The following is a 12,111-nucleotide window of genomic DNA, read 5'->3' as shown; positions in this document are numbered from 1 at the left end:
GTCAGACCTCCGAGACCCGGAAGCGCCGGACCATCCAGATGAGCACCGGCGCACCGATGAACGCGGTGACGACGCCGACCGGCACCTCCCCCGCCGTGATGACCCGGCCGAGCACGTCGGCGAATCCGAGCACGATCGGGGCGATCAGCACCGAGTACGCCAGGATCCACCCCTGGTGGGGGCCCACGATCATGCGGGCGACGTGCGGGGCGAGCAGTCCGAGGAACCCGATCGGCCCCGCGGCTGCCGTCGCGCCGCCCGCGAGCAGCGCGATCGCGAGGAGCACGACGAGCCGGATGCGGTTCGGATGCGCGCCCATGGCGACGGCGGAGGCCTCACCGAGCGACAGGACGTCGAGCGAGCGCGAGCTCAGCAGCGCGATCACCAGTCCGACCACGATGAACGGCACGATCGCGAGCGTCGCGTCGAGCGGCTGGGATGCCGTGGTGCCTGCCGACCAGCCGCGCATCCGCTCGAGCACCTCGGAGTTCGACAGCAGCACGGCGGAGCTGAAGCCGGACAGCACCGCGCCGAGGGCCACGCCGGAGAGGGTCATGCGCACCGGGTTGCCGCGCGCCGCTCCGGTGTTGCCGATCGCGAAGACCAGCACCGAGGTGAGCATCGCCCCGACGAACGACCACCACATGTACTGGGAGATGTCGGTGACCGCGAAGAACGCGAGGCCCACGACGACCGCGAGCGATGCGCCGGCGTTGACCCCGAGGATGCCCGGATCGGTCATCGGGTTGCGTGTGACCGCCTGCATGAGAGCTCCGGCGACGCCGAGCGCCGCCCCCGCGACCAGGATGAGTACGGTGCGGGGCACGCGGGAGAACCAGACGGTCTGCGAGATCGCGTCGTCGGGGTCGGGCTGCAGCAGCGCGTGCAGGACGTCGGCCGGTGGCACGGTGCGTGATCCGACCAGCATGCTCGCGGCGAGCGCGAGCACGAGGAGGATCAGGAGCGGGATCAGGCCGACCCAGCGACGGGGAGCACCGGAGCGTTCCCCGTCGAGGCGCGGCTCGGCGAGCGAGACCTGCGACATCAGATGCTCAGGTGGGAGGAGGTCAAGCGACCTTCGCGGATGCCGACACGAGAGCCGCGACGTCGTTCAGCCACTGCGCGTAGGTCGACGCGGTCATGGCGCCCTTGGAGCTCCAGGCCCCGAGCTGGTCGGCCTTGACGGCGGGGAGAGCGTCCCACAGCTCCGCCGAGAAGGAGAAGTCCTCGTCATACCCCTCGATCAGCAGGATGTCGGCGGGGTAGGTCGATGCGTCCTCCCACGCGACCTGTCCCCACGGGTTGCCCGTCGCCGGAGCCTCGGCGCCGACGATCGTGGCGCCGAGCTCTTCGAGGAGGTCGGCCTGCGCGAAGCCCACGCCCGTGTAGAGCATCTCCTTGGTGGGGCTCGCGAGCATGATGTTCAGACCCTTGTCGGCTGTGGCGGCGCGGAGGGCGTCCTTCGCGGCCTCGAGGTCCTCGTCCGAGGCGAGGATCTCCTCGGAGGCGACGTCGCCGCCGAAGAAGTCGGCGATTTCGCGGGTGTCGGCGATGCGGGCGTCGATGGTCTCGCTGCCGGGGAGTGCGACGAACGGCGCGACGCGCGTGATCTGCGCGTTCACGTCCTCGTCGAACCACTGCCAGCCGTCGGCCGTGCCCTGCCCGATGATCGCATCCGGGCGGAGCTCTGCGAGCTTCTCGACGTCGATCTCGCCGTCCTTGCCGACAACCGGGATGTCGCTGATGTCGGCGTCACCCATCACGAAGGGGTTATCGCACTCGTAGCCGAACAGCGCCACCGGCTCGATGCCGTACTCGTGCAGGGAGCTGTAGGCGTAGCAGTCCATGACGATGTTCTCGGGCTGCCCGTCGAAGTCGATCTCCAGCCCGTCGAGCGTCGGGTGCACGAGGGTGACGGTGTCGCCGCCGTCCGCCGCAGGTTCGCCGGCGGCGTCTGCGGAGGCGCACGAGGCGAGCAGCAGCGCGGAGGCGGAGACGAGGGCGGCGAGGGTGAGGCGGCGATTCACGGCATGACCATTTCTGTCGTCGGAAGAGTGTCCTTCGACCTTATCGATGGTGACTTAGGGTAGCCAAACCTAAGTGAACGCCCCGGCGTGTCGCGCGATCAGCCGATCTGCTCCGTGAGCTCGAACCAGCGCAGTTCGAGCTCCTCGATCTCGGACTCCTGGTCGCTGATCCTCTTCATCCGCTCCCCCAGCCCGGCGTAGTCCGCCTGGTCATGATCGGCCAGTGCGTGCTTCGCCTTGTCGACCTGCTCGGTGAGCTTCTGGATCCGGCGCTCGAGCGACGACGCCTCCTTCTGCGCGGCGCGCAGAGCCGCCCCGTCCAGACCGGTGGCCACTGGCGCGGCATCCGATCCCGCGGCCGCAGGTGCGGCGGTCGTCGTGGGCGCGGCATCCTGCAGCTGCCGCAGACGCAGGTACTCGTCGACCCCTCCGGGCAGGTGCCGCAGACGACCGCCGAGGATCGCATACTGCTGATCGGTGACCCTCTCGAGGAAGTACCGGTCGTGACTCACGACGAGGAGCGTGCCCGACCAGGAGTCGAGCAGATCCTCGATCGCCGCGAGCATGTCGGTGTCCATGTCGTTGGTGGGCTCGTCGAGGATCAGCACGTTGGGCTGGTCGAGCAGCACGAGCAGCAGCTGCAGTCGACGCTGCTGACCGCCGGAGAGGTCCTTCACGGGCGTCGACAGCTGCGCTGACGAGAAGCCGAGGCGTTCGAGCAGCTGACCGGGGGTCAGGTCCTGCGCCTTGGAACCGGCGCCCATCGTGTAGGAGGTGCGCAGGCCCGAGATCACGACGCGCACCGGGTCGTTCCAGTGCTGCTCGAGCTCGTCGAGTCGCTGCGTGAGCGTCTTCACCTTGACGGTCGTGCCGCGCTTGATGCGCCCCTCGGTCGGCTCGACCGTGCCCGAGATCAGACCGAGCAACGTCGACTTCCCCGCGCCGTTGACGCCCAGGATGCCGGTGCGCTCGCCCGGCGCGATCCGCCACTCCACGTCGGACAGCACGCGCTTCGTGCCGCCGTCCTCCGTCGGATAGGCGACGCCCACGTCGAGCAGGTCGACGACGTCCTTACCCAGTCGCGAGACCGCGAGCGACTGCAGCGAGACCTTGTCGCGGATCTCGGGCACATCGGCGATGAGCTCGTTGGCCGCGTCGATCCGGAACTTGGGCTTGCTCGTGCGGGCGGGGGCCCCGCGGCGCAGCCAGGCCAGTTCTTTGCGTGCGAGGTTCTGCCGCTTCGCCTCGGTCGCCGCCGCCATCCGGTCGCGCTCGACGCGCTGCAGGATGTACGCCGCGTAGCCGCCCTCGAAGGGCTCGACGATGCGGTCGTGCACCTCCCAGGTCTCGGTGCAGATCTCGTCGAGGAACCAGCGGTCGTGGGTCACGACGAGCAGGGCTCCGGAGTTCGCGGGCCAGCGCTTCTTGAGGTGGCCGGCGAGCCAGGTGATGGCCTCGACGTCGAGATGGTTGGTGGGCTCGTCGAGCGCGATGACGTCCCAGTCGCCGGCGAGGAGCGTCGCGAGCGAGACGCGGCGACGCTGACCTCCGCTGAGCGCGCCGATCCGGGCATCCCACGGAAGTTCGGACAGCAGCCCCTCGATGACGTCACGGATGCGCGCGTCGCCGGCCCACTCATGCTCCGGGGTGTCGCCGACGACGGCCTGCGCGATCGTGAGGTCGTCGTCGAGCGTGTCGGCCTGGTCGAGCACGCCGATCGTGGTGCCGCCGCGCACCGTGACGCGGCCGGAGTCGGGTTCCTTGCGTCCGGCCAGCATTCCGAGAAGGCTCGATTTGCCGTCGCCGTTCCGGCCGACGATGCCGATCCGGTCGCCTTCCTCGATGCCGAGGGTCACGGAGTCGAAGACGACTCTCGTCGGGTACTCGAGGTGCAGGGCCTCAGCCCCCAGAAGATGTGCCATATCGTCTTCCAGGGTAGTCGGGCGTGACGGCGTCGACGGCCGCGGTCAGCGGCTGTCGGCGAGCGAGCGGAGGATGTCGAGCTGCCCGGTGTTCCAGGCGAGTTCGTCGAGCACGTGCGTGTACAGGCTCAGGACCGTGCGCGGATGGCGTCCGGTGACGACGTCGTCGAGGTCGAGATCCGCGAGGTTCGAGCGGGCGTGCTCGCGGATCTCCAGGCAGTGGGCCCTGACCGACTCGATCGTGTCGGTCTTCCTGGCCTTCCAGGAGTTCGCGGTGGCGACGGGCAGCCCGAGCTCGGCGCGCGGACGGCCGGTGATCGCCTCGCCGAACCACACCCCTTCGACGTAGGCGGTGTGCCGCACGACGCCGAGGATCGATGGCCGCCCGGGGATGAGGATCTCGCGCGCCTCCCCGTCGGACAGCCCGTCGAGGCTGCCGAGGATCAGGCTGCGGCTCTGCTCGATGCGCGCCTCGAGGTCATCCCGCGCGGAGACCCGCGCGTCGGCGTCGTGGTGATGGCTCATGCGCGCATCCTCCCTCACCCCTCCGACATCTGCGCGATCCAGGCGACGGAGGCGATCGCCTCCCGCCGCTGGAAGTCGCGCAGAGCCGTCATGCCCGGAGGTGCCGGCCACCGGCACTTCTCGAACCAGTTCCCGCCGATCGCGGCGAGCAGGGACATGTGGTCCTCGGTGGTGGAACCGTGGAACACGGGATGAGCGAGGAAGGGATCGACATCGGCTTCGGCATCCGCCACGCGCAGATCGAGGAGGTAGAGCAGAGCGTCCTCCCACCCCGCACCCCTGGCCGCCCAGGGCCAGTCGAGCAGCCGGGCACGTCCGGACGGGTCGATGAGGATGTTGTCGGTGCGCAGGTCGCCGTGCACGAGACGGTCGCCGGCGACCGCGGCATCGACGCGTTCCGCATGCGTGCGGAGGAAGGCGAGGTGCTCCACGCACCACGGGGTCGTCTCATCCAGGAGACCAGCGGCCTCGAGACGCCTCCACGACTCCGCATCCTCCGCGAGTTCATCCGCGAGAGAGGGCAGATCGGCCGGTGGCGGCACGGCGGCGAGCGCCGCGATCGCATCGAGCACGGTCGCGGTATCGGAGGGTGCGTCTTTTCGCGGATGCCGCCCCTCGACGTCCTCGATCACCAGAACCGTCCAATCGTCCTGCGTGAACGACTCGACGAGATGGGCGGCGGGGAGCTCTCGCGGGATGGTGCGAAGGATGCCGACTTCCCTCTCGTACAGGTCGAAGGTTCCCTGCGACGACGCGTGCACAGCCTTCACGAAGAGACGCCGGCCATCCTCGAACGACATCCGTGACGCCATACCCGCCGAGAATCCGCCGGGCTGAGTACGAGCCCCGCTCGCCGGCGATCCGGCGACCTTCTCGACACGCTGGCGGATGCCGTCGGGGAGATCCGTCCATTCGAGTCGTGCCATCGGGCCACCCTAGCCGTGCAGGGGTACGGCCGACGGCTCGCCCGCGTCGCCGGCAGGTGCCACCATGGGGGCATGGTCACGATCGAGACGCGGGCCGCGGCGGAAGCCGACACGCACCGGGACGCCGTGCTCACGGTGTGGGAGTCGGTGTTCGGACCCGTGAGCGACCCAGAGGCGTGGCGCGTCTCACTGTGGGATCGGCATCGTTCGCGTGCGGGATATCGACTGGTGCTCGCGTGGGAGGACGAGCAGCTCGCGGGCTTCGGGTGGGGGTACACCGGCGAACGAGGACAGTATTGGTCTGATCGGATCCTCGCGGAGGTCGGTCCGCGAATCACGGAGTGGGGCGGAGGACACTTCGAGATCGTGGAGCTGGCCGTGCTCCCTGGCGCACGACGGTCCGGTGTCGGCGGGCGCCTTCACGATGCACTCCTCGCGGGTCTCGCCCACGAGCGTGCGCTGCTCGAGACGTCTGATGCCGCCGACGATCCGGCGGTTCGACTCTACGAGTCTCGAGGCTGGCAACACCTGGCACCGCTGAAGGGTGGACGCCAGGTGATGGTACGGATGGGACGCGTCGCCATCTAGCGTTCCGGCATATGGCGCGTGCTTGTTCGAATCTTCGTTCGAATGTCAGTGGTAGATGGTTGACTCAGGTCATGACAGCACTGATCGACGCGACGGACTCGCAGATGGCTGCGCTCGCCGGCCTGGTCGAGTCGCTGCAGGTGGCCGAGCAGACGCTCGCCGCGATGCAGGCGGCGCGCGACGGACTGCTGGCCATCGCCGGGCGTCTGGCCATCGACATCGCCCGGCAGGGCGACCATCCCGACCGGGGCGACCATGCGATCCGTTCGGTGGCGGCCGAGATCGGAGCCGTGCAGCGCGTGAGCGACCGCACGATCGAACGACGCATGGCCGACGCGACCCTGCTCGTCGAGCAGTTCCCGACCGTGTGGGCCGCTCAGGGCGCCGGTCGCATCAGCGCCGCGCACTCGAGGGTGATCGTCGATGCCGGATCCCATCTCGTCGATGACGCAGATCGCGAGGCGTATGCGGAGACCATGGTGCCGCTCGCCGCGGAGGAGTCAGCGAACAGGCTGCGGCCCCGCGCTCGGCGTGAGGCTGAGCGGTTGCTCGCGCGCTCAATCGACGAGCGACACCGCGAGGCGCGTGCAACGCGCCGCGTCTGGATGACGGACGCCGATGACGGCATGGCAGATCTCCACGTCCACGCTCCTGCTGTGCTCGTGCACGGCATGTTCGACCGCCTCTCGCAAGCTGCTCACGCCGTGCGAGACGAGAACCGCCGCCTTGCACGGGAGAGCGCGAGCGAAGACGGTGGCTCGGGCAAGGATGAGTCATCGCCCGACGGGCGCACGGTCGATGAGCGCACGGTCGATGAGATCCGCGCCGACCTGCTGACCGATCTCGTGCTCACCGGCACGCCCAGCGGTCATGACACCATCGACGGGATGCTCGGTGCGATCCGGGCGCGGGTCGAGATCACCGTGCCGGCGCTGACTCTGATGGACGATCAGGCATCGACCTCGCTCGCGTTCGACGACGTGCCGGCGCTTCCTCCCGCAGAGCTCGATGGTGTCGTGCCGATCGACGTCGACACCGCTCGCGTCCTCGCGGGCTCCACGGCGGGATGGGATCGTGTGCTCACTCACCCGGTCACCGGGCGCATGCTCGCCGTCGACCGCTACCGGCCGAGCGAGCATCTGCGGCGGCACCTCCGGGCGCGAGATCGTCGGTGCCGATTCCCGGCGTGCGGGATCGCAGCGAGCAAATGCGATCTCGACCACAATCACGATGCCGCAACCGGCGGCGAGACCCGGGACACGAACCTCGCGCAATTCTGCCGACGACACCATGTGCTGAAGCACCACTCCCCCTGGCACGTCAGTCAACGGCGCGGCGGCATCCTGGAGTGGACCAGCCCGACGGGTCGCGTCTACATAGACAAGCCGCCGGCTCAGAACACCGTGACGTTCACACCGGAGCCGACAGCACCTGCGCCTGCGCGCGCGCCGTTCTGACGCGCACTCCCCTCTGACGCGCGCTCCTTCTGACTCACGCCCACGAACTCACGATGACCGGCGAGATCGTCATCGAGTGGTTCGACGTGCTCAGCACCCGATCCGACGGATCCGCCATGGCGACCGCATGCCTGGACGTGTCGACCGTCGCTTTCCAGGATTCGACCGGAACCACCATGCCTCTCGGCTACCCGCCCGAAGCACAGCAGTCGGCTACGCGCCCGAAGCACAGCAGTTCGAACTCCGGTTCGTCCAGGAACATGGGGCGCCGGTCCTGGAAGCCGAAGTCGTGACGCCCGACGACCACTGCTGACCGCGCGCCGGCCAGGCCGCCGACACGATCGTCGCTGCGCGTGAAAGCACCGCTGCGGGCCAAGAAGCCGCTGCAGGCGACGTCACTGCTGCGCGCGAACGAACCGCCGCACGCGAAGGAGCCGCCCGGGTCGTGTGACCCGGGCGGCTCCCGTCGTGCGCGAAGTGCTTACTGGTACGACTTCACGATCTCGAGCAGGCTCGGGACGTTCGCGTACGCCTCGGCGGCGTTCTCCTTGGTGACGATCACCGGGTCGAGCAGGTACGACGGGACGACCTTGGAGCCGTTGTCGTAGGACTCGGTGTCGTTCACGTCGACCTCGTCGCCCTTCTGCAGCTCGCCGACCATCTTGATGGCCTGCGCGACGAGCAGCGTGGTGTCCTTGTTGATCGTGGAGTACTGGATGCCCTCCATGATCGACTTCACGGACTCGACCTCGGAGTCCTGACCCGTGACGACCGGGACGGGACGACCGGCCTGCTGCACCGAGGTGATGATGGCGCGGGCGAGGGTGTCGTTCGGCGAAAGGACGCCGTCGAGCACGGTGTCACCGCTGTACGAGCCGGTCAGCAGCGTGTCCATGCGGTTCTGGGCGTTCTCGGCGAGCCAGCCCTCGGTCGCGGTCTGGGCGATCTCGGTCTGACCCGAGACGACCTTCAGCGTGCCGTCGTCGATCTTCGGCTGCAGAACCTCCATGGCGCCGTCGAAGAAGACCGCGGAGTTCGCGTCGTCCGGGGAGCCCGAGAACAGCTCGATGTTGTACGGAGCCTCGTGGCCCGCACGCTCGGCGAGACCGTCGAGCAGCGCCTGGCCCTGCAGGTTGCCGACCTTGAAGTTGTCGAACGCGACGTAGTAGTCGAGCGCGTCGGTGTTCTCGATCAGGCGGTCGTACGCGATCACGTAGGCGCCGGCATCCTTGGCTGCCTGCACCTGCGTGGCCAGCTGCTTGCCGTCCTTCGCGCCGATGATGATGACCTTGGCGCCGTTGGTGACCATGGCCTGGATCTGGTTCTGCTGCTCGGCGACCGTGTTGGTGGCCGGTGCGTACTGCACGTCCGCCTTGAAGCCGGCCTCCTTGAGTCCGTCCTCGAACAGCTTGCCGGCGAGGACCCAGTTCTCCGAGGTCTTGTCCGGAAGGGCGACACCGATCGTGGCGTCGGCTGCGAAGCCCTTCGAGGCCTCGTCGCTCGAACCCGATCCGGTGTCGCCGCCACGCTCGGCCGAGCAGCCGGTGAGCGCGAAGGCAGCCGTCGCGACGAGCGCTGTCGCGGTGACGATGATCTTCTTCATGTGATCTCTTTCTCTGATGTGTGACGGATCCGGCGCGTGCTGTGCGCTGTGGAACCGCTTACTTTCCGCTCGTCTTGTCGACGGGTGGGGCCTGATAGGTCTTGTTGGGCTCGAACGTCTCGGTCGCGGCCTCCTGCTGGCGGAAGCGACGCGTCATGAAGCCGATGATCGACGGGCGGCCCTGCTGCTTGTTCCAGACGTCGATGCCGACGGCGATCAGAAGCACGAGACCCTTGATCATCGAGACGACGTCGGCGCCCTGACCGAGCAGCGCGAGGCCGTTGTTGAGGAAGGCCATGACGAGACCACCGATGATCGAGCCGATCACGGTGCCGATGCCGCCCGCGACGGCCGCGCCGCCGATGAACACCGAGGCGATCGCGTCGAGCTCCCAGCCTGTGCCGTCGTTCGGGCCGGAGGCCTGCGAGCGGGCGACGAAGATCATGCCGGCGAGCGCTGCCATGACCGACATGTTCATCATGACGAAGAAGTCGACCCAGCGGTCCTTGACGCCCGACAGACGCGCCGCCTGACGGTTGCCGCCGACCGCGTAGATGTGACGGCCGAACACCGTGTTGCGGGTGACGAACGAGTAGATGATGACGAGCGCCAGGAGGATGAGTCCGGGAACCGGGAAGCTCGTGCCGGGACGACCGGTCGCGAACATCCACCCCGCGGCGAGAACGACGACCGAGAGGAGCACGACCTTGACAGAGCTCACCCAGACAGGGGCGCTCTCGGAGCCCATCTTGTGCTGGACGCGGCGCGTGCGGATCTCCCAGAAGATCAGCCAGACGACGGCGAGCAGCGCGAGGATCATGGTCGGCACGTTGAACGGCAGCGGCAGGCCCACCTCGGGGAGGTAGCCGGTGCCGATGTACTGGAAGCCCTTCGGCACCGGGATGGTCTGCGCGTCGCCGATCCACTGCTGAGCGCCGCGGAAGAACAGCATGCCGGCCAGCGTGACGATGAACGCGGGTACTCCGACGTAGGCCACCCAGAATCCCTGCCAGGCGCCGACCAGAGCTCCCACCCCGAGGCCGAGCACGATCGCGAGCGGCCAGGGGAGGTTCCACTCGGCCATCGACTTCGCGACGATGATGCCGGTGAAGGCGGCGACCGAGCCGACCGACAGGTCGATGTGGCCCATGATGATGACCATCACCATGCCGATCGCCAGGATCAGGATGAACGAGTACTGGTTGATGACGTTGATGACGTTGCCCGGGGTCAGCGTCGCGCCGTTCGGACCGTTGCGCAGCAGCGTGAAGATCTCGAACAGCACGATGATGACGATGAGGCTGCCGAGGATGCCGAACTGGCGCAGCGTCGAGGTGCCGTTGCTCCCGAACATCTTGCGGATGTCGCCGAAGTGGAAGCCGCGCTTCGTTGTCGTGAGGTCGGTGGTCATGCGGATGCTTTCTGGGTCGCGGAGGTCATGCTGCGCATGAGGGCCTCGGGTGTGGCCTGATCGGCGGGGATGCAGTCGGTGACCCGACCTTCGAAGACGGTGTAGATGCGGTCGGAGATGCCGAGGAGCTCGGGCAGCTCGCTCGAGATGACGATGACGCCCTTGCCCTGGGAGGCGAGCTCGTTGATGATCGCGTAGATCTCGTACTTGGCGCCGACGTCGATGCCGCGGGTGGGCTCGTCGAGGATCAGCAGGTCGGGGTCGGTGAACATCCACTTCGCCAGGACGACCTTCTGCTGGTTGCCTCCCGAGAGCTTGCCGACGCCCTCCTCCACGGACGGGGTCTTGATGCGCAGCGCCTTACGGTAGCGCTCGGCGACCGAGAACTCCTCGCGCTCGTCGACGACACCGCGGTGGGTGATCTTCGACAGCTTGGCGGCGACCACCGAGCGCTTGATGGTGTCGAGCAGGTTGAGGCCGAGCACCTTGCGGTCCTCGCTCACGTAGGCGAGACCGTTCTTGATCGCGGTCGAGACGTCGGGGATGACGATCTCCTCGCCGTCCTTCACGATCGTCCCGGACTGGAAGTTGCCGTAGGAGCGCCCGAACAGGCTCATCATGAACTCGGTGCGGCCGGCGCCCATGAGCCCGGCGATGCCGACGACCTCGCCGCGGCGGACGTTCATGCTCGATCCCTTGACGACCATGCGCTCTGCGACGGAGGGATGCTGCACCCACCAGTCCTTGACCTCGAAGAAGACCTCGCCGATCTCGGGCGTGCGGTCGGGGTACCGGCTCTCGAGCGAACGGCCGACCATGCCGCGGATGATCCGGTCCTCGTTGATCTCGCCGCGCGAGATATCGAGGGTCTCGACCGTGCGTCCGTCGCGGATGATCGTGATCTCGTCGGCGATCTGCTCGATCTCGTTGAGCTTGTGGCTGATCATGATCGACGCGATGCCCTTGGCCTTGAGGCCCAGGATCAGGTCGAGCAGGTGCTGCGAGTCGTTCTCGTTGAGCGCCGCGGTCGGCTCGTCGAGGATCAACAGCTTGACGTCCTTGTTGAGCGCCTTCGCGATCTCGATGAGCTGCTGCTTGCCGACGCCGAGCGTCTTGATCGCGACGTCCGGGTCCTCCTTGAGCCCGACGCGGGCGAGGAGCTCGATCGCGCGCTGCTTCTGCGCCTGCCAGTCGATGCGGCCGAAGCTGCGGATCTCGTTGCCGAGGAAGATGTTCTCAGTGACGGAGAGTTCGGGGATCAGCGCGAGCTCCTGGTGGATGATCGCGATCCCGGCCTGCTCGCTCGCGGCGATGTCCTTGTATCGCTGCTCCTCGCCGTACAGCAGGATGTCGCCATCGTAGGAGCCGTACGGGTAGACGCCGGAGAGGACCTTCATGAGGGTCGACTTCCCGGCGCCGTTCTCGCCGCAGATGGCGTGGATCTCCCCCGCGCGGACGGTGATCGAGACGTCAGACAGTGCCTTGACGCCCGGGAACTCCTTGGTGATGCTGCGCATCTCCAGGATGGGGCCTGACACGACCGGCAACGTTGCTGTGGTGCTCACGGTTCTTCCTCGCTACGTGCGGTCACGTGCGATGTGACCGTTCACATTGGTATATGTAACTCCGGTGGACGGAACGATGTCAAGTCC

General features: G+C 67.7%; 11 protein-coding genes. 3 read left to right on the top strand and 8 right to left on the bottom strand.

Going from position 1 to position 12,111, the window contains the following annotated elements:
- Position 1 precedes the first annotated feature (1 nt).
- From AKH00_RS11140 to AKH00_RS11120, 5 genes are all read right to left on the bottom strand, one after another.
- On the bottom strand, positions 2 to 1,045 hold the full coding sequence (locus tag AKH00_RS11140; protein WP_050722749.1) for a FecCD family ABC transporter permease: 1,044 nt from the start codon (positions 1,043 to 1,045) through the stop codon (positions 2 to 4).
- A gap of 22 nt (positions 1,046 to 1,067) precedes the next feature.
- Positions 1,068 to 2,027 carry an ABC transporter substrate-binding protein gene (locus tag AKH00_RS11135; protein WP_050722748.1) on the bottom strand — a complete coding sequence of 320 codons (960 nt, stop codon included), beginning with the start codon at positions 2,025 to 2,027 and terminating at the stop codon, positions 1,068 to 1,070.
- A gap of 98 nt (positions 2,028 to 2,125) precedes the next feature.
- Positions 2,126 to 3,949, bottom strand: a complete 1,824-nt coding sequence (locus tag AKH00_RS11130) for an ABC-F family ATP-binding cassette domain-containing protein (RefSeq protein ID WP_050722747.1) — start codon at positions 3,947 to 3,949, stop codon at positions 2,126 to 2,128.
- Positions 3,950 to 3,994: 45 nt separating this feature from the next.
- Complete coding sequence (locus AKH00_RS11125) at positions 3,995 to 4,474, bottom strand: mycothiol transferase (protein WP_050722746.1); 480 nt, start codon at positions 4,472 to 4,474, stop codon at positions 3,995 to 3,997.
- 14 nt (positions 4,475 to 4,488) lie between these two features.
- Positions 4,489 to 5,400, bottom strand: coding sequence for a phosphotransferase (locus tag AKH00_RS11120; protein ID WP_050722745.1), 912 nt, complete (start codon positions 5,398 to 5,400; stop codon positions 4,489 to 4,491).
- Positions 5,401 to 5,472: 72 nt separating this feature from the next.
- On the opposite strand from AKH00_RS11120, the gene AKH00_RS11115 reads away from it, so the two are divergent.
- From AKH00_RS11115 to AKH00_RS11105, 3 genes are all read left to right on the top strand, one after another.
- A complete protein-coding gene (locus AKH00_RS11115) occupies positions 5,473 to 5,988 on the top strand; it encodes a GNAT family N-acetyltransferase (protein ID WP_050722744.1) in 516 nt (171 codons plus the stop codon).
- A 71-nt stretch (positions 5,989 to 6,059) separates the two neighbouring features.
- A complete protein-coding gene (locus AKH00_RS11110; RefSeq protein ID WP_050722743.1) occupies positions 6,060 to 7,445 on the top strand; it encodes an HNH endonuclease signature motif containing protein in 1,386 nt (461 codons plus the stop codon).
- A gap of 53 nt (positions 7,446 to 7,498) precedes the next feature.
- Positions 7,499 to 7,738 (top strand): hypothetical protein, encoded by a 240-nt coding sequence (locus AKH00_RS11105; protein ID WP_050722742.1) that lies wholly within the window; start codon positions 7,499 to 7,501, stop codon positions 7,736 to 7,738.
- A 188-nt stretch (positions 7,739 to 7,926) separates the two neighbouring features.
- Here AKH00_RS11105 and AKH00_RS11100 read toward each other — a convergent pair whose 3' ends face one another.
- The 3 genes from AKH00_RS11100 to mmsA are packed head-to-tail and all read right to left on the bottom strand — an operon-like array spanning position 7,927 to position 11,976.
- Entirely contained in the window at positions 7,927 to 9,048 is a 1,122-nt protein-coding gene (locus tag AKH00_RS11100; protein WP_050722741.1) for a substrate-binding domain-containing protein, read from the bottom strand.
- Positions 9,049 to 9,106: 58 nt separating this feature from the next.
- Positions 9,107 to 10,459, bottom strand: coding sequence for a multiple monosaccharide ABC transporter permease (gene mmsB, locus AKH00_RS11095; protein WP_050722740.1), 1,353 nt, complete (start codon positions 10,457 to 10,459; stop codon positions 9,107 to 9,109).
- Entirely contained in the window at positions 10,456 to 11,976 is a 1,521-nt protein-coding gene (gene mmsA, locus AKH00_RS11090) for a multiple monosaccharide ABC transporter ATP-binding protein (RefSeq protein WP_050722954.1), read from the bottom strand. Before mmsA ends, mmsB begins: the two co-directional genes overlap by 4 nt.
- Positions 11,977 to 12,111: the final 135 nt, after the last annotated feature.

Origin of the sequence: Microbacterium sp. GCS4 (genome assembly GCF_001262495.1) — a bacterium.
Lineage (GTDB): Bacteria > Actinomycetota > Actinomycetes > Actinomycetales > Microbacteriaceae > Microbacterium.
The sequence above is the reverse complement of the archived record's forward strand: the minus strand, read 5'-3'. Positions and strand labels throughout refer to the sequence as shown.